Below are 16,239 nucleotides of genomic sequence, written 5' to 3' on the forward strand. Positions count from 1 at the left end.
TGGACTCCTAACGATTTTGATGAGAATGCTCAGGCACGCGCCCGACAAATCAGACTTGAAAACACCAGACTAAATATGGTGCCCTTGACGTGGATTGAACACGTGGCCTCTCCCTTACCAAGGGAGTGCTCTACCACTGAGCTACAAGGGCAGCTTTGCGTCAAACAACACGCACTTACTTGGAGCGGGTGAAGGGAATCGAACCCTCGTCATAAGCTTGGAAGGCTTCAGCTCTACCATTGAGCTACACCCGCAAAGGCCACCACTTCAGCCGCTAAATTCTAAATTCAATTCTTTACCTGTGGTGGAGAGGGCTGGATTCGAACCAGCGTACTCGTAAGAGAACAGATTTACAGTCTGTCGCCTTTAACCACTCGGCCACCTCTCCGCAGGGAACCCCGAATTATGGAGATGTCCGAATCAACTGTCAATACCTATTTGAGAAAAACTTGCTCGCACCCCATGACTGAAGTAGTGGTTTACACGCTAAGTTTTTGATTTTATTTAATTTTGTTGATTTTATATAGATATGTCAACATTAGTGAATGTGTGGCACAAAACATTAGCTCGCCAACCAATAGGGAAACCTTCCTGTTGCAAATCTTGTCAAGTCGCTGCTACTGCCCAGGATGTCAAGGTATGATGTTGGCAACTCATTTAGCACTTTACCTATGGCTCGCACACAAGCATCTGATCATCAATTGCAGCGCGACGAGATTTTGGAGCGTGCGGCACAAGCATTTGCCAGTCATAGTTACCCGGGCACATCAATGAGCCTGCTTGCCAAGGCTTGTGGCACATCCAAAGCGAGGCTATACCATTACTATGCCAGCAAGGAAGCCATACTGTTTGATTTGCTTGACCGCTACACCAGGGTGCTGATTGCCCTGGCAGAAAAACATGCTGATCTGGCAAACCTGATCGCCGCTTTTCTGGCCGAATATGAGCACTCACAAACCCGGCACATCGCTCTGCTCAATGATGTCAAGTTTCTGGAAGAGCCACAGCGCGAACTGATACTGACAGCGCAAAGAACCATCGTGAATCTGTTTGCAGAGGCCATCCAACGCCGTTTTCCACAGCGTACAGACGCCCAGAACCGCAGCGCCATTACCATGCTGCTGTTTGGCATGATCAACTGGACCTTTACCTGGCTGAAACCCCATCAGGATGCGGACAAGATGTCGTACGCCGACTTCGCCGTGCTGGTTACCCAGATTTTCATGCATGGCATGGAAGCCTTGCCTGAACGCCCGGACAATCTTTCAAAGACTGCAACGTAATTTGCAGTTTGGCAAAAATTGCCGCGACACTGCGCCATCAGAATACCCCGCATCCCATAAGACTGGCCGGCCGTCAGGCTATGCTGTTATAATCCGTGCTCACGTTCATTGGGGAGTAGCCTGCTCTGGTTCCCGCCAGGGAAATCGCATCAACATACTTGACCTGCGGTCATGGTGCGGTTGATTCTGTATGTCATCGACAATCAGAATTGGGCAAGACCTTTGATAGTTATGTTTCTGCGACCAGGGATGGGGCGAGGCATGGCTGTCATTGGTTAAACTGGCCCTATCCCGCTTAAAATCCATGGAAGCTTTCCTCGTCTCTACCCTTGCTGTCACCATTGGCGAAATTGGTGACAAAACACAATTACTGGCCTTGTTGCTGGCCGCCCGCTATAAAAAACCTGGCCCGATTGTGCTGGGTATTCTGGTTGCCACGCTGGTCAATCACACATTGGCAGGCATGGTCGGCCAATGGGTTGCCAGTCATGTTGACGCCGGCGTTTTGCGCTGGCTGCTGGGCCTGTCTTTTCTGGCCATCGCCGCCTGGACACTGAAGCCGGATGAGATGGATGATGGTGGCATAGGCGAGAAACCATATGGCTTGTTTCTGCTGACTTGCATGACCTTTTTCATTGCAGAAATCGGTGACAAGACGCAATTGGCAACCGTTGCGCTGGCGGCAAAATATCAAGACCTGCCACTGGTGATTGCCGGCTCCACACTGGGTATGCTGATTGCTGACATCCCGGCTGTTTTTCTGGGCAAGATTGCTGCGCCTAATTTTCCATTCAAGCTGGTACGCTGGCTGGCAGCTGCTGTTTTCGCCGTACTTGGTGTCCTGGTCTTGCTGCGACTGGATCAGCAATTTATGTAAACACCACGACGTATTGCTGGCGAACTTAACAGCAATGATCAGAATACCGGCAGGCAAGCGGATAAACACAGCTTCTGAAACAGTAGCTGTGCCTGCCAACTTCATCTTTGCGTCTTTCCAATTTACAATCTGATTATGATTACGATTTATCACAATCCCCGCTGCTCCAAGTCCCGCGAAACATTGGCGCTGGTGCAAGCATTGGCGGATGAACAACACTTGTCTCTGCAAGTCATAGACTATCAAAAGACACCGCTCAGTTACACTGAATTGCAGAGTTTATTGCTGGCTCTGGACAGCTCAGATGTACAAATGATATTGCGCAATAATGAAGATGCATATGCAAGCCTGAATCTGGCTGATGCAGACAATGCGACTGCCTTGCAGGCCATCGCTGCACATCCCAAATTATTACAGCGCCCCATCGTTACTTATCAAAATAAAGCGGCAATCGGACGTCCGCCGGAACACGTCCTCTCCCTGTTCAAGAAAGCCTGAGCCGCCATGTCAGAATTTAAACTTGCCGCTGGCAGCCATGTCAAATACGGCTGTATTTCCAGCGAGCTATACCCCATCTTGCGTCAGGGCTTGCCTGCCCACGCAATACGCCATAATTTCCAGGAAGAAGACAATACCCCTGCGCACGGCATCATGGTGGGTGAATTGATGGCCTATTTTGCGGCCTGTGCCGCATTTTGCAAGGCTACCAGCAGCCTGCATCATGAACATCAGCAAGTGATGGGGCAATTCGTCAATGCCTTGCAAAGCCAGGTCGGTGAAAAACCCGTCATGCCCGAGCTGGAAAATATCGCGGTGGCTGCCGGCCTGCCTGTCATTCTGGAAATCGAACTGGCCGAAGATTGCGTCATCGAAGCGGATAGTCACTTCGTGTCTGAAGCTGAAGCCGAGAAAAGCTGGAAACTCTGGCGCAGTGGCGCGCTACTGCGCGAAGGCGGTATCCCGGCCAGCTGGGTCAGGAAATTTTATTTTCCACGTTTGCTCGATTATCGCGATGTGGCAAGCTCAAGAAGCCCGCGCACACTGGAGCAAACCACCGATTGCGCCTTGATGGTGGGTGGTCTGATGCAATCCTGGCATAAGGATACGCCAGCCGATTTATTGCATGCCTTCCGCAAGCAATATGGCCGTATTAATTTTTCTCAAAGCAGTAATTTTGATGAAACAGCACTGGAGAGATTTTTTAATTTGAATCCCATGCTGGACCCTGCCACACGCCTGCTGAACCAGATGACGATCTGGCAGGATATTGATGCGCTGGCGAAGAAACAGCAAATTCCACTGTCTTGAAAGCTGGATTCTATCCGTCTGTTCAGCAAAAAAACTGAGCAGACGGATAGCTGTAAGTTTTAGGCAGTTGTGTGGCGCTTGACGAAAAACAAGGCCGTACCTATCGCCATCAATATACCGCCGAAAAAACGATTCTGGCTTTTCAGCCATTTTGGATCGCGGAAATACTTTTGCATAGTAGATGCGGCAAAGGCATAGCCATGCATGACCGCCAGATCAATCATGCACATGGTCACGCCCAGTATCAGCAGTTGCGGCAACAAGGGGCCATCATGAGAGATGAACTGCGGTAACACGGCCACCATGAAGATAATGCCTTTGGGGTTGGTCGCATTGGTAAAAAATCCCGTCAGAAAGCGTTTGCGCAAACTGGGCACCTGGGTGGTTGCCATGGTTTCGGTTTCGGCTTTGCTGACGACATCCACCCTGGCACGCCATTGATTGACACCCAGATAAATCAGATACAAAGCGCCAACGGTTTTGACAACACTGAAAGCAAATTCGGAAGCCATCAAAATAGACCCGACACCTGCACCGGCGATAGCCAATATGAGCAATAAGCCAGCCTGCAAACCCATGATGGTGCCGCTGGTACGCTTCACGCCATAGCTCAGACCATGCGACATCGACAAGACGGCACCAGAGCCTGGGGAAACGGCAATCACGCAAGCCGCAAAAAAGAAAGTGAGCCAGGTGGTGAATGACATAAGTGTTTGCCCGCTTGAAGAAATGGCTGATATTGTAACCCGCATGCCGAAAAATGTTTTCAGGCGGGAAAGCGCATCGCTATCCGCGCATCATGGCTGCCAACAGCTGGCTTTTGAGTGTCTTGATCAGCGCAGTTTCGTCCGGTGGCACCCCTTCTTCTGCACTCACGGCACGGTCAGCATAGAATAAACCCAGTGCCTTCTTCTGAATAACCAGGGGCAGGATGATGAAACTGCGGGCATCCGGCATCAGTTTTTTATGCCATTCGGGCAGCAGGTTTTGTATCTTCGGTACCGACGCATCGGAAATCATCAGGTCGACATTATTGGTCATCGCCAGATGAAACAGATTCTGGTCAGGCTTGCCGGGAAACGCAAAGTTTTTTTGTATTTCCGAGTAGTTTTCACCAATCGCCAGGCGTGCGACATAGCGGGCCGACTGTAAATCACGCAGGCATACGGTAGCAAAACGAAAACCCATGCTGCTGTACAAGGTTTCCAGCACCAGCAGTATCAAATCATTCAACCTGAAAGATTCGGATGCCAGCATTTGCGTCACATCCTGCACGCCAGCCAATAACAGATCCCGTGCATGCATGGGCTTGCCGCTGGCGTAACGCTCATTATTCTGCATTTCGCCAGCGTCATAGGTCTTCAGCAATAACTCGTCAGGCAGGCCGTTGACGGTGGATGCACCCTCATCAGTGCGGATATCCGACATCGCGATATCCATGCTCTTGGCCAGTTGCTGGGTTTCTGATTCCACCTTGACGAGCATCTCATCAAGCAAAGCCTGATCCAGTTCCAGTGCCTTGCCATAACGCAGCAATAAGGGCTTGCACTTCTCACTGAGACTAGTGCCACTGCTCGTCATAATCAGGGACGCCAACGCATCGCTGAAACTGGCAACCTGCTTTAACCAGTCTCCCCGGCTGCTTACTTTCTTCAATTCGCCCGCAGGCAAAGGAGCCAGAGACTGAATGATGGTGTCGGGTATTTTCCACTCCTGCAAGGCCATTTCGCCAAAGCGTTCATAGCTGCAACCCAGCAAGGTCGCGCTGGCCTCATGCGAACTGGTCTTGCCAGTGGCCAGCATGGCTTGTATGCGGGTATATAAGGGATGATCGAAAGACGCCACCAAAATCTTCCCGACGTTCTTGAACAAGGCTGCTACCGCAGCCTCTTCGCCATCCTGAAAACGGCTGCGCTGCGCCATTTCCCGCCCGACGATGCTGGCGCACAAGGCCTGTATCAATTCTCGCCTGACACTACTGGCATGGCTTTTATCCTTGAAGCAATCGACCAGCAACATCGCCATGGCGCTGGTTTTAATCGTATTAAAGCCCAGCAAAAAGATGGCACGGGAAATGGTGGTAACCGGGACACCGGCACTGGTACGGTAATGGATGGTGTTGGAAAGACGCAGAATTTTTTGGGTCAGGGCGACATCGGCCAGTACAAAATGTGCCAGCTTGGCGACCGGATCTTCGCCTGACGACGTGATCTCAACCACTTTGGTGATGGACACACCCAAAGTCGGCAAATTGCTTTCTTCATTGATTTTAATCAGTAGATGGTCGCGTGGTGATAAAGGTGCGTGCTCATCAAGGTGTACAGAAGCTTGTGTTGCCATGATCTCCGTCACTGCCGGTTATTCCAACGATAAATACAGGCACTGTCTACCGTGCATTATTTTTTATTTTGTAATTCTGGAAGCGTTGATACCATATTTTTTCTGAAGCTCATCGTACAAACCACGTATGGCTTTCAGGCGGGGGTTCATGGGGTCAAGGCGGCGGGCAGATTCGATCAGCATGCGTGCCTGCTCACCGATACCCTGATCCCATCCGAGGTTTTCCAGGCATTTCAGGGCCGCCAGCGCGGCATTCAACACCACTTGGGGATTATCAGGTGATTTGCGGGCAGCAGCGGTCATCAATTCGACCGAACCGCGGAAATCACCTGCCTTGGCTTTTTGCACACCCATCGCCACCAGATCCATGACTTCTTTCTGGCTGCGTTGTGCCAGCTCTTTGCCAAGGTGGCCTTTACCGGCACTTTCAAAGACGCCCATGGCCTTGTTCATGACTTGCTGGTTACTGGCGTTTTTCATCACGTCCAGGATGATTTCGGAAGCATTACCTTCCTGATCATTGTCCAGGCAGCTTTTTGCCAGCCCCAGTTTGGCCTCTATGGAAAGACCGATATCTTCGCGTGAAGCGACGACAGCATTATCCAGTTCCTCTGCCAGGCGAGCGTCGCCCGTCTTTGCATGCACCATGGCAGATGAAATGGCCCGGACGGCTGCCGTCTTTTTCATGCCCGACATATTTTTTTCGAGATCGCGTATCACCGATTTTGCCTGTTCGGTATCGCCCTTTTTGACCAGCGCATCGACCAGGTTCAGATGGTCTTCCGGGTCGCGGAACTCAGAAAATTTGGCCTTGCTGACGACTTTTTTCAAAACATTTTCTGCCGTTTCGATATCCCCTGTTTCCAGAGCAATTTTGCCAAGCTTGCGCAAGCGCCTGACTGCATGGGGCGACACGCTGACAGCAACATCCAGCACTTCCTTGGCTTCTGGCAGCTCACCCACTATTTCATGGGTCTTGGCCAGCCAGTCATACGCATCCATGTACTTGTTATTTTCTGCCACCAGGTTTTTCAGTATCGCTTCTGCTTCTTCGTATTTGCCTTGCATGAACAGGGTCTTTGCCAGGCCGAGGCGGGCCCAGGCCACGGCTTTCAGTTCAAACAGGTATTTATATAACTCTTCGGCCTCGGCGGCTTCGCCGTGTATGACATGCAATTCTGCCCGCAGGCGCATGAAATCGATGGCGTATTTGGGATAATCACGCTCACCATGGTGGCAGGCCATGATGGCTTCGGCGACAGCGCCTTGTTCCATCAGGCTGTGCACTTCGACGAAGGCCTTGCGTTTTTCCAGAGCACGTATCACGCGCTCCAGCAGCATATCGGCAGTAAACGGCTTTAACAGATAGTCTGAGGGAGCCAGTTCAGCAGCGCTGACCACCTTGGCATAGGCGCGTTCTGCCGTCACCATGATGAAAATCGTCGACAGGGGTGCCAGTTTGTGATGCCGCATGTCTTCCAGCAGTTGCTGGCCATCCTGGCCAACACCGAGGTCGTATTCGCACAGTATCAGATCGAATACCTTGGCCTGAATGGTGCGCACAGCCGTACCGGCTGACAAGGCATGCTCGATCTTGGTGATACCGCACAGATTCAGCATATTGTGCAAACTGACCCGCATACCCGCATGCGGCTCAATGAGCAATGCCCGAATGTCGCTGAGTTCGCTCATTTCAACCTTTAGCTTAATTATTGTTGGTAGTCGCTATCAGGCATGCTGTCTGGTCTCTGATCAGCAGCACCGCCTCAATGAGGCATGAAGCCTGTTTCATTATATTAAAGTGACGGCGTTATGACGTGGAAACTTTACCCCCAGAAAGCAACAATGTTGCACGGCTTTAACAAATTATCACGATTCACTTGAATATCCGCGCCAACAAGAGCACGAACAGGGAAATCAAAATGGTAGAAGCGAAAGGAAAAGAGAAAGACTTGCCAAACAGGCGAAAACGCAGGTCTCCCGGCAAGCGACCTATGCCCAGCTTTTCCAGCCAAGGCAAGAGGCTGGAAAGCAAAATGACCACCAAAAATATCAACAGCACCTTAATTAGCAAGTTTTAACCCCTATGGTTAGCCAGGTACAGGTCAGCGGGCCGCTGCCCCTGCATGGGCTAAAGGCGATGGCTGCGGTCGTGCCTGAGCAAATTTTCAGGCAATTCTACTCCGGTACCGATGACCAGCACCTTGAACAATTCGCCCATCTCTGCGGGTGATACCAGCTTTTGCAAGGCATTTGCCTGTGGCAGATAGCGTAAAGCCTGTTCTGCCGAAGTACGGGCCAGCAAATCAGCAATGCCTGATTCGATCAAAAAGCTGGCCTGGCTGCAATAAGTCAATAATTCCAGGCCCTGGTCCAGGGCTGCTCTCGCCATTGCTGTAAAGTCAACATGCGCAGTAATATCCTGCAAACCCGGAAAATAAAAGGGATCAGGATGCGCATGATGACGATAATGACACATCAGGCTGCCTTGTGAGCGCTGGGAATGATAATACTCTGCCGCCGGAAAGCCATAATCGATCAAAATCGCTGCCCCGCCCTTGCCACTGGCAGTTTGCCCGCCCACCAGCATCTGCGACAGGCTGTGCATGAAACCGGTGGCGACGGCATGTACTTCGGTCAGATAGCCTGCTGGCAGGCTATCTGCATCGGGAATCTGTGCGATCTTAGCCAGTTCACAAGCGTGCTCACGAAAAACCAACCTGGCTGTGGCAGTTTCATCAACCACGGCCACGCCTACCTCGCGCCAGCCGTCTGCGGTCTTGATGACCAGGTCAACCGGCATGGCATCAAGCACCTCATTTCCCAGCACCAGGCCAGAAAATGATTCTGGCATTTTTTGCAACCAAACCACCTGCGGATAGTCTTTCAGTAATTCTTCCTGACGTGCACGCAGTTCGCCGGACAATTCCACGATAAAATAGCGGTCTATCCTGATTCCAGACAATTGACATTCCGACAAAAAATCGCGGGCCAGCTTGCCGGTACCGGCACCAAACTCCATGACTTCTGAGGGGATTTGCAAAAAGAGGTGGCTGGCCAGTCTGGCCAGAGTAGCGCCGAACAGAGGCGACATCTCGGGTGCGGTTGTAAAATCACCGTCTTTGCCTAATTTGGTAGCACCGCCGCTGTAATAACCCAGGTCGGGCGCATATAGCGCCAGTTCCATATAACGCGAAAATGGTATCCAGCCCTGATGCGCATGGATGTCGTCGATAATCAGTTGTTGTAGCGCAGACGAGGCGCGCAAGGCATCATCAGCAGGAACAGGTAGAGATAATTTATGCATACCCGCATTGTATTGAAAACGTACTAGCTTCAGTTAAGAATTTCCATGACCGATATTGTCCACGCCACTGCCAGCAGCACTTCACGCCCACGCGTCGCCCTGATCACGGGTGCGGCCAGGCGCATAGGGCGGCACATCGCCCTGTACATGGCGCAGCAGGGCTGGGATATTGCTGTGCATTATGGAAACTCAGCGGCCGAGGCAGCCGCGCTGGTGACAGAAATCAAAGCTTTGGGTCGCCGCGCCGTTGCCCTGCAATGTGACCTGGCTGACGAGGCCGCGACCCGCGCCCTGTTGCCCGCCGCGATCGCGGCTATGGGCGTGGTAGATTGCGTCGTCAATAATGCGTCGCTGTTTGAAGAAGATGATGCCAGCAGCTTTAGCCAGCAAAGCCTGAACCGGCATATGCATGCCAACCTGGCAGCACCTGTCATTCTCGCGCAAGCCTTATACAGCGCAACAGCAGAAGGGCAGCAAGCCTGCGTCATCAACCTGCTCGATCAAAAACTGTATAACCTGAACCCCGACTTTTTGTCGTATACCTTATCCAAGGCTGCCCTGCAATGCGCCACGACCATGCTGGCACAGGCGCTGGCACCCAGGGTGCGCGTACTGGGCATTGCGCCTGGTATTACGATGGTGTCCGGTCATCAAAGCGCTGCCGATTTTCAGCAAGCCCACCAAATCACGCCTTTAGGACGTTCCAGCACGCCGGAAGATATCGCGCGCACGGTGTGCTTTCTGGCGGACAGCCCGGCCATGACAGGCACCACAGTTCTGGTGGATGGCGGCCAGCATCTGATTCCCTTGCAGCGCGACGTCATGTTCCTGGCGACTGCCCCTGTATCCATTTCATCTTAAATTATCGAGCCCATTATGTTATCCGTCCTGCATCACCCGCAACTTGCCGATTGCCGCCGCCTGTTTTTGCGCAACTATGAAATCTCCATCAACATCGGCGTTCACGAGTTCGAAAAAAAGGGGGAGCAGCGCGTACTCTTCAATGTCGATCTGTATATCCCGCTGGCCCTGTCGACACCCAAAGACGATCAGCTCGAAGAAGTCGTCGACTATGATTTCATGCGTTGCACCATAGCCGACCGTATTTCCAAAGGCCATGTCCACCTGCAGGAAACCCTGTGTGACGATGTCGCAGCTATCATGCTGGCACATCCAAAAGTACGCGCAGTGCGCATCTCTACCATGAAGCCTGACGTCTACGCAGATTGCGAAGGCGTAGGCGTAGAAGTATTCAAGATCAAAACCGATATTTAAGCCCGGATTCAAGTTAAATCATGCAAGCTCTGAACGAAACACTGACTGACACCCTGACGCAGGCCGAACCGGCAGCGTCTGCCACAAAATCGCAGGAAAAAATCACCTACGAAAACAATAAGCTGCACAAGCGCTTATGCCGCCTGGTTGGACAGGCCATTGGTGACTTCAATATGATAGAAGAAGGCGACAAGGTCATGGTCTGCCTGTCTGGCGGCAAGGACAGTTACGCCTTGCTGGATATCTTGATGACCTTGCGTGAACGTGCGCCCATCAATTTCGACATCGTTGCTGTCAACCTCGATCAGAAGCAACCGAATTTCCCTGACCATATATTGCCAGCCTATCTGGAAAAACTGGGCATTCCCTACCACATCGAAAACCAGGATACCTACAGCATCGTCAAGCGCCTGATACCAGAAGGCAAAACCACCTGCTCACTGTGTTCACGCCTGCGCCGTGGGATTTTGTACCGCGTGGCCGATGAACTGGGTGCCACCAAGATCGCACTTGGCCATCATCGCGACGATATCCTGGAGACCTTTTTCCTGAATATGTTTTTCGGCGGTAAGCTCAAGGGCATGCCGGCCAAGCTGCAATCTGACGACGGCAAGCATATCGTCATCCGCCCGCTGGCCTATGTGAAGGAATCTGATACCGAGCGTTATGCCGAAGTGAAAAACTTCCCCATCATCCCCTGTGATTTATGCGGCTCGCAAGAAAACCTGCAACGCAAGCAGATCAAGGGACTGATGCGTGAATGGGACAAGAAATTCCCTGGCCGCGTGGATAATATTTTTTCTGCCTTATCCACCGTCGCCCCATCCCATTTGATGGACAAGGACCTGTTCAACTTCCGCGACTTGAAACTGGATGGTGAAGCCAAGCCGGATGGAGATATCGCTTTTGATGATGAGCCTTGTGCAACACCAGCGAATGGTGTGATTGCCTTGCACTTGGGCCAGGATTAAGCAGATTTGATTGATACAGGTGTTATCGGGAAAGCTCCTTCAATATCTGCTGCGCCTCCTGATCACCCTGTTCTGCGGCTTTGCGGTACCAGAACACGGCGTCAGTTTCATCATGACGGATGCCTGAATCTGACGCATACATTTGTGCCAGCACTTTTTGTGCGGGCAGGTAGTCTTGTCTGGCCGAACGCAAGGCCCAGTGTTCAGTTTGTTTCAGGTCTTTTTTGACACCCTCGCCAAGATAATACATACCCGCCAGGCAAAGCTGGGCATCAGGATCATTTTTTTCTGCTGCCTGACGATACCAATACACTGCTTTCTCTGCATTTTTTGCCAGTCCCTGTCCTTCACGGTACATATAGCCCAGGTTGAGCTGTGCGATCACAACGCCCTGTCTGGCGGCCAGCAAAAACCAGTGCCCTGCGAGCGCCGCATCTTTGGCGATGCCACTGCCTTCGCGATACATTACCGCCAGATGAGCCTGCGCATTGGCATTCCCCTGCTGTGCAGCCAGACGAAACCAGTGCAGAGCCTTGCTGACATCTGGCGAAATGCCATAACCAGTACGATACATTTCTCCGACAGAAAACTGGGCGTCTGCCCTGCCGGCTCTTGCCAGCACCAGATGGGTGTTAAACAATTCTGGCGCTGCCACCCCGGATTGAACCGGGTCTTTATACGGCGTATCAGTCACAGTGACATCTGATGAATCGCTCAAACGTATTACGGCAGTATCTCCCTCCACACTGATGGAAGGATTTTTAAAAGCCTGCTTGAGATTAAATACAAGCCGCGTGCGCCCACTGACTTCGATGATGTCTATGCTGCGTAACCAGGCATCAGAAGAATTGATTTCTTTTTTGCCGGTACCATTCGATGCCTGCAAGAAATCAGTGACGACACGATCAGGGGCTGGGAGAATAAACAGGGACGGTGCCTGCTGGATGGCTTCTTTCAGCTTGATGCGAATCACAGCTTGGCTGTGATCAGGCAGGATACTGATAATCTGATTGTCCTGCGCAAGGCTGGCATGACTGAAAAGCAAGGACATCAATGCCAGGCTTGTTGCGCAAAAAAAGATAAGAAAACGCGACTTGCGCTGCGCTTTGTTGACGGACGTCATTGCTCATTATCTTCAATAAATAGAAAAGCAGATACTGACACAAAAATTGTGTATGTCGTATCAATCCTGTCCATCTAATATGATAAACCAGCGATAAACCTTCCGTTCAGGTATAGGTATAGGCATAACAAACTGCTGCGATCATTTTTCCAGATCGTCAAGCAATGCCATCATCTTGCCATAATTTTACCATCAGGCAATCTTGATGCCTGATTTCCAGACACCCAGGACGATCGGGATTCCCTGCACCACACGTACGCGCAAGAAATCTGCGCGCAAGCCTGTGGCGATTTCGCCGCGGTCATGCAGACCTATCATGCGCGCCGGATTGCGGCTGACTGTTGCCACGGCTTTTGGCAGGCTGAAACCTTCATTCTGCAACAGGAAAGCGGCATGCAGCAGGCTGGCAGGGACGTAATCGGAAGACAGCACATCGAGCAAATCTGCGCGTGCCAGTTCAGCCGCCGACACATTGCCGGAATGAGAACCGCCACGCACCATGTTTGGCGCCCCCATGATGATGCCCAGCCTTTGTTCACGTGCCGCGCGGGCTGCGGCCAGGGTAGTAGGGAATTCAGAGATCGTCACACCGTCATCCACACCTTCGGACACATGCTCGACAGTCGTATCATCATGGGTCGCCAGCGGCAAGGGATGATCAAGCAGGCGGCAGCAGGCCACGATGCTGCGGCGATTTGAGGCCGCATAGGCTTGCTGGCGTTCCAGCAGGCGGTCCAGCATGGATTCCACCTTGTCTTCACTCCAGCCGCGCTTGCCAGATACATAGGTGCGGTAATGCGTCAGGTCAGTCCATTGTCTTTGTCCTGGCGTATGGTCCATCAGTGATACCAGTTTAAGACGGTCATCGTTGAGATAAGGGGCAAACATTTCCAGCAGGTTTTCCTCTGCGAGTTCCAGCCGCATGTGCAGGAAATGATCGGCGCGCAACAGGCCTGAATTAGCCGCCGAGCGCAAGCCCAGGGTACAGGCTTCCAGTGTGTCATTGCGCATGCTGTCGGAATCGATGTCGCCAACGGAAATCGCATCCAGTACGGTAGTAATGCCAGCCGCAGCAATCTGCGCATCATGGGCGATAATGGCCGGCAATGTCGGCCAGCTCACCTTGGGCCGGGGCATCAGGTGTTTTTCCAGATTATCGGTATGCAACTCCACCAGGCCGGGCAAGAGGAAATCGCCGTTCCAGTCTTCTGCCGTTGTCTGCAGGTTGCTACTGGCAAGTTCTGAAGCTGCGGTGATGCTGGCAATGATGCCGTTTTCTATCGACATGCTGCCGCCAAATACCTCGTCAGCAGTGACGATATGCGCGTTTCTGATTGTATTGTTCATGCTGCCACCAAGGTTACCGCCTGAGCCGGTGTAATTGAAAAAATTCTGCTTGCCAATGCCTGGCGTACGGCTTCATCATGAAAGATGCCAACGACAGCCGCACCACGTTCGCGAGCCGCATTGATCATCTCTATCACGGTATCGCGATTGGCTTCATCGAGCGAAGCTGTAGGCTCGTCGAGCAGTAATACCGGGTAATCAACAATCATGGTACGGGCGATATTGACGCGCTGCTGCTCGCCGCCAGAAAAGGTGGCTGGCGGAATTTGCCACAGGCGTTTTGGTATGCGCAGACGTGACAGCAGCTCTTGTGCCTGCTCATTGGCACTTTGCTGGTCAACGCCGCGGCTGATGAGCGGCTCGGCAACCAGGTCCAGTGTGGAAATACGCGGAATGACACGCAGGAATTGCGTGACGAATCCCATGGTGGCATGGCGCACGGCCAGCACCTGCTGGGCAATGGCTGACTGTACATCCACCCATGCGCCGTCATGCCATATGTTGACACTGCCGCTGCTGGCGCGGTAATTGGCATACAGGCAGCGCAGCAAGGTGCTTTTACCTGCCCCGGACGGCGCATGGATCACCACGCATTCACCGGCATCGACCTGCATGTCGATATTTGACAGGATAGGCATTTGCAGGCCGCCCTGCAAATGCAGCGTGAAATCTTTCGACAAGGCGCTTACTTCAATTCTTCTGGACATAGTGATCTCTCAGGCCTGCAATACAGACGACACCAGCAATTGCGTATACGGATGCTGCGGATCATCCAGTACCTGGTCGGTCAACCCCTCTTCCACCACCTGACCATTTCGCATGACCATGAGGCGGTGTGCCAGCAGGCGTGCCACGGCCAGATCATGCGTGACGATGATGGCGGCCACCTGCAATTGCGAAACCAGTTGCCGCAATAAATCCAGCAGGCGCGCCTGCACCGACACGTCAAGACTGGCGGTAGGTTCATCCATGAAAATCAGGCGTGGTTTGGTCACCAGGTTGCGCGCGATTTGCAGGCGTTGCTGCATGCCGCCAGAAAAATCACGCGGCAAGTCGTCGATACGGGCGGCGTCAATTTCTACCCGCTCCAGCCATTCTGTTGCTTCCGCCCGGATATTGCCATAATGCCTGGCACCCACGGCCATCAGGCGCTCACCGACATTGGCCCCGGCAGAGACACCTGTCCGCAAGCCGTCTTTGGCACTTTGATGTACAAAGCCCCAGTCAGTGCGCGACAGCAGGCGACGCCGTGCTTCGCTGATGGCAAACAGGTCGACAATGCCTTCGTCGCGGGTATTGAACAAGACTTCGCCATGGTCTGGCATCAGTTGCCCGGCCAGGCAGTTCAGCAATGTCGATTTGCCAGAACCGGATTCACCGACAATGCCCAATACCTCACCTGGATAGAGTGCCAGGTTCACCTGGCCGCAAGCAGTTTTACCTGCATAGGTTTTGGTAATATTTTTTGCCTGCAAAAGCGGTGCAAGTTGCGGATTTATTTGTGGATTCATGCTGTCACTCCGGTCTTGCTGTCCTGGCGAGTGCGGCAATAATCAGTATCGCTGCACACATACATGCGCGCACCTTTGTCGTCGACAATGACTTCATCCAGAAAACTGTCATCGGCATCGCACATGGCGCAACGGTGTTCCCAGCGCTCGATTTCAAATGGATAATCTTCAAAATCCAGGCTCTTGACCGAGGTATAGGGTGGCACTGCGAAAATACGTTTTTCACGACCGGCACCAAACAATTGCAGTGCCGGGCTGTGATTCATTTTCGGATTATCAAATTTGGGGATGGGTGAAGGCCGCATCAGGTAGCGGCCATTGACGATAACCGGATAATCGTAGGAAGTTTCGATTTTCCCCAGACGGGCAATATCTTCATACAGCTTGACGCTCATCAAGCCGTAATCTGCCATTGCATGATACTTGCGGGTTTCGGTTTCACTGGGCTCAAGCCAGCGCAAGGGCTCGGGAATGGGCACCTGGTAGACCATGATCTGTCCCGCGGCCAGCGGAGTTTCAGGTATGCGGTGGCGTGTCTGTATCAAAGTCGCAGCCGTGGTTTTCTCTGTGGTGGCAACACCGGTAGTACGGCTGAAAAAACGGCGGATATTGACTGCATTGGTGGTATCGTCCGACCCCTGGTCAATGACCTTCAATATGTCGTCCTGCCCGATGATGGCGGCGGTAACCTGTATGCCCCCGGTACCCCAGCCATAAGGCAGGGGCATTTCACGCCCGCCAAACGGTACCTGATAGCCTGGTATTGCTACTGCCTTCAGGATGGAGCGGCGTATCATGCGTTTTGTCTGTTCATCAAGATACGCAAAGTTATAGCCGGCTTCTGGCTGTACCTTATTGCTCACAGCAGCATTTGCGGCTGTCATATCAACTTCAACT

Annotated in this window: 17 protein-coding genes, 3 tRNA genes and 1 riboswitch; of the genes, 7 read left to right on the plus strand and 13 right to left on the minus strand. The window is 52.3% G+C overall.

The features are described 5' to 3' along the window. Positions 1 to 76 precede the first annotated feature (76 nt). From ACO0LH_RS04040 to ACO0LH_RS04050, 3 genes are all read right to left on the minus strand, one after another. Positions 77 to 151: transfer RNA gene (locus ACO0LH_RS04040), tRNA-Thr, on the minus strand. 29 nt (positions 152 to 180) lie between these two features. Continuing rightward, positions 181 to 254 (minus strand) — tRNA-Gly (locus ACO0LH_RS04045). 48 nt (positions 255 to 302) lie between these two features. Beyond that, positions 303 to 388, minus strand: a tRNA-Tyr gene (locus ACO0LH_RS04050). Positions 389 to 671: 283 nt separating this feature from the next. Here ACO0LH_RS04050 and ACO0LH_RS04055 point away from each other — a divergent pair. The 4 genes from ACO0LH_RS04055 to ACO0LH_RS04070 all read left to right on the plus strand — a co-directional run bounded on the left by ACO0LH_RS04055 (position 672) and on the right by ACO0LH_RS04070 (position 3,468). After that, a complete protein-coding gene (locus ACO0LH_RS04055) occupies positions 672 to 1,283 on the plus strand; it encodes a TetR/AcrR family transcriptional regulator (protein ID WP_422939746.1) in 612 nt (203 codons plus the stop codon). A gap of 98 nt (positions 1,284 to 1,381) precedes the next feature. Next, positions 1,382 to 1,494, plus strand: a riboswitch (yybP-ykoY riboswitch). 93 nt (positions 1,495 to 1,587) lie between these two features. Beyond that, entirely contained in the window at positions 1,588 to 2,160 is a 573-nt protein-coding gene (locus ACO0LH_RS04060) for a TMEM165/GDT1 family protein (protein ID WP_422939747.1), read from the plus strand. A 135-nt stretch (positions 2,161 to 2,295) separates the two neighbouring features. After that, a complete protein-coding gene (gene arsC / locus ACO0LH_RS04065) occupies positions 2,296 to 2,658 on the plus strand; it encodes an arsenate reductase (glutaredoxin) (protein ID WP_422939748.1) in 363 nt (120 codons plus the stop codon). Between the two features lie 6 nt (positions 2,659 to 2,664). Then, on the plus strand, positions 2,665 to 3,468 hold the full coding sequence (locus tag ACO0LH_RS04070; protein WP_422939749.1) for a hypothetical protein: 804 nt from the start codon (positions 2,665 to 2,667) through the stop codon (positions 3,466 to 3,468). Between the two features lie 59 nt (positions 3,469 to 3,527). On the opposite strand, the gene ACO0LH_RS04075 is transcribed toward ACO0LH_RS04070, so the two are convergent. From ACO0LH_RS04075 to ACO0LH_RS04095, 5 genes are all read right to left on the minus strand, one after another. Further along, on the minus strand, positions 3,528 to 4,175 hold the full coding sequence (locus tag ACO0LH_RS04075; RefSeq protein ID WP_422939750.1) for a LysE family transporter: 648 nt from the start codon (positions 4,173 to 4,175) through the stop codon (positions 3,528 to 3,530). 79 nt (positions 4,176 to 4,254) lie between these two features. Further along, positions 4,255 to 5,808, minus strand: coding sequence for an HDOD domain-containing protein (locus ACO0LH_RS04080; protein ID WP_422939751.1), 1,554 nt, complete (start codon positions 5,806 to 5,808; stop codon positions 4,255 to 4,257). A gap of 63 nt (positions 5,809 to 5,871) precedes the next feature. Then, positions 5,872 to 7,500, minus strand: a complete 1,629-nt coding sequence (locus tag ACO0LH_RS04085; protein ID WP_422939752.1) for a tetratricopeptide repeat protein — start codon at positions 7,498 to 7,500, stop codon at positions 5,872 to 5,874. A gap of 184 nt (positions 7,501 to 7,684) precedes the next feature. Next, complete coding sequence (locus tag ACO0LH_RS04090; RefSeq protein WP_422939753.1) at positions 7,685 to 7,882, minus strand: DUF2905 domain-containing protein; 198 nt, start codon at positions 7,880 to 7,882, stop codon at positions 7,685 to 7,687. Positions 7,883 to 7,939: 57 nt separating this feature from the next. Then, complete coding sequence (locus tag ACO0LH_RS04095) at positions 7,940 to 9,115, minus strand: class I SAM-dependent methyltransferase (RefSeq protein ID WP_422939754.1); 1,176 nt, start codon at positions 9,113 to 9,115, stop codon at positions 7,940 to 7,942. Positions 9,116 to 9,160: 45 nt separating this feature from the next. Between ACO0LH_RS04095 and ACO0LH_RS04100 the strand changes: the two genes are divergently transcribed. The 3 genes from ACO0LH_RS04100 to ttcA are packed head-to-tail and all read left to right on the plus strand — an operon-like array spanning position 9,161 to position 11,361. Continuing rightward, positions 9,161 to 9,976 (plus strand): SDR family oxidoreductase, encoded by an 816-nt coding sequence (locus ACO0LH_RS04100; RefSeq protein WP_422939756.1) that lies wholly within the window; start codon positions 9,161 to 9,163, stop codon positions 9,974 to 9,976. 15 nt (positions 9,977 to 9,991) lie between these two features. Then, complete coding sequence (locus ACO0LH_RS04105; protein ID WP_422939757.1) at positions 9,992 to 10,390, plus strand: dihydroneopterin aldolase; 399 nt, start codon at positions 9,992 to 9,994, stop codon at positions 10,388 to 10,390. A gap of 20 nt (positions 10,391 to 10,410) precedes the next feature. Beyond that, positions 10,411 to 11,361: a tRNA 2-thiocytidine(32) synthetase TtcA gene (ttcA, locus tag ACO0LH_RS04110; RefSeq protein ID WP_422939758.1), complete on the plus strand. Its 951-nt coding sequence runs from the start codon at positions 10,411 to 10,413 to the stop codon at positions 11,359 to 11,361. Positions 11,362 to 11,383: 22 nt separating this feature from the next. On the opposite strand, the gene ACO0LH_RS04115 is transcribed toward ttcA, so the two are convergent. From ACO0LH_RS04115 to ACO0LH_RS04135, 5 genes are all read right to left on the minus strand, one after another. Continuing rightward, positions 11,384 to 12,484, minus strand: coding sequence for an AMIN domain-containing protein (locus ACO0LH_RS04115; protein ID WP_422939759.1), 1,101 nt, complete (start codon positions 12,482 to 12,484; stop codon positions 11,384 to 11,386). Between the two features lie 192 nt (positions 12,485 to 12,676). Next, positions 12,677 to 13,831, minus strand: a complete 1,155-nt coding sequence (locus tag ACO0LH_RS04120) for an alpha-D-ribose 1-methylphosphonate 5-triphosphate diphosphatase (protein ID WP_422939760.1) — start codon at positions 13,829 to 13,831, stop codon at positions 12,677 to 12,679. Next, positions 13,828 to 14,538 carry a phosphonate C-P lyase system protein PhnL gene (gene phnL / locus ACO0LH_RS04125; protein ID WP_422939761.1) on the minus strand — a complete coding sequence of 237 codons (711 nt, stop codon included), beginning with the start codon at positions 14,536 to 14,538 and terminating at the stop codon, positions 13,828 to 13,830. Before phnL ends, ACO0LH_RS04120 begins: the two co-directional genes overlap by 4 nt. Before the next feature lie 9 nt (positions 14,539 to 14,547). Next, positions 14,548 to 15,342, minus strand: a complete 795-nt coding sequence (phnK, locus tag ACO0LH_RS04130; protein WP_422939762.1) for a phosphonate C-P lyase system protein PhnK — start codon at positions 15,340 to 15,342, stop codon at positions 14,548 to 14,550. Further along, a complete protein-coding gene (locus tag ACO0LH_RS04135) occupies positions 15,339 to 16,226 on the minus strand; it encodes an alpha-D-ribose 1-methylphosphonate 5-phosphate C-P-lyase PhnJ (RefSeq protein WP_422940562.1) in 888 nt (295 codons plus the stop codon). The genes phnK and ACO0LH_RS04135 overlap by 4 nt, the downstream gene beginning before the upstream one ends. Between the last annotated feature and the right edge of the window lie 13 nt (positions 16,227 to 16,239).

The organism is Undibacterium sp. TJN19 (assembly GCF_049339485.1).
In the GTDB taxonomy this organism is placed as follows: Bacteria; Pseudomonadota; Gammaproteobacteria; order Burkholderiales; family Burkholderiaceae_D; genus Undibacterium.

What these genes read in the sequence shown, in the direction of transcription:
- ACO0LH_RS04055 (WP_422939746.1), top strand. Translation starts at nt 672, where the DNA reads ATGGCTCGCACACAAGCATCTGATCATCAATTGCAGCGCGACGAGATT.
- ACO0LH_RS04060 (WP_422939747.1), top strand. Translation starts at nt 1,588, where the DNA reads ATGGAAGCTTTCCTCGTCTCTACCCTTGCTGTCACCATTGGCGAAATT.
- arsC (WP_422939748.1), top strand. Translation starts at nt 2,296, where the DNA reads ATGATTACGATTTATCACAATCCCCGCTGCTCCAAGTCCCGCGAAACA.
- ACO0LH_RS04070 (WP_422939749.1), top strand. Translation starts at nt 2,665, where the DNA reads ATGTCAGAATTTAAACTTGCCGCTGGCAGCCATGTCAAATACGGCTGT.
- ACO0LH_RS04075 (WP_422939750.1), bottom strand. Translation starts at nt 4,175, where the DNA reads ATGTCATTCACCACCTGGCTCACTTTCTTTTTTGCGGCTTGCGTGATT.
- ACO0LH_RS04080 (WP_422939751.1), bottom strand. Translation starts at nt 5,808, where the DNA reads ATGGCAACACAAGCTTCTGTACACCTTGATGAGCACGCACCTTTATCA.
- ACO0LH_RS04085 (WP_422939752.1), bottom strand. Translation starts at nt 7,500, where the DNA reads ATGAGCGAACTCAGCGACATTCGGGCATTGCTCATTGAGCCGCATGCG.
- ACO0LH_RS04095 (WP_422939754.1), bottom strand. Translation starts at nt 9,115, where the DNA reads ATGCATAAATTATCTCTACCTGTTCCTGCTGATGATGCCTTGCGCGCC.
- ACO0LH_RS04100 (WP_422939756.1), top strand. Translation starts at nt 9,161, where the DNA reads ATGACCGATATTGTCCACGCCACTGCCAGCAGCACTTCACGCCCACGC.
- ACO0LH_RS04105 (WP_422939757.1), top strand. Translation starts at nt 9,992, where the DNA reads ATGTTATCCGTCCTGCATCACCCGCAACTTGCCGATTGCCGCCGCCTG.
- ttcA (WP_422939758.1), top strand. Translation starts at nt 10,411, where the DNA reads ATGCAAGCTCTGAACGAAACACTGACTGACACCCTGACGCAGGCCGAA.
- ACO0LH_RS04115 (WP_422939759.1), bottom strand. Translation starts at nt 12,484, where the DNA reads ATGACGTCCGTCAACAAAGCGCAGCGCAAGTCGCGTTTTCTTATCTTT.
- ACO0LH_RS04120 (WP_422939760.1), bottom strand. Translation starts at nt 13,831, where the DNA reads ATGAACAATACAATCAGAAACGCGCATATCGTCACTGCTGACGAGGTA.
- phnL (WP_422939761.1), bottom strand. Translation starts at nt 14,538, where the DNA reads ATGTCCAGAAGAATTGAAGTAAGCGCCTTGTCGAAAGATTTCACGCTG.
- phnK (WP_422939762.1), bottom strand. Translation starts at nt 15,342, where the DNA reads ATGAATCCACAAATAAATCCGCAACTTGCACCGCTTTTGCAGGCAAAA.
- ACO0LH_RS04135 (WP_422940562.1), bottom strand. Translation starts at nt 16,226, where the DNA reads ATGACAGCCGCAAATGCTGCTGTGAGCAATAAGGTACAGCCAGAAGCC.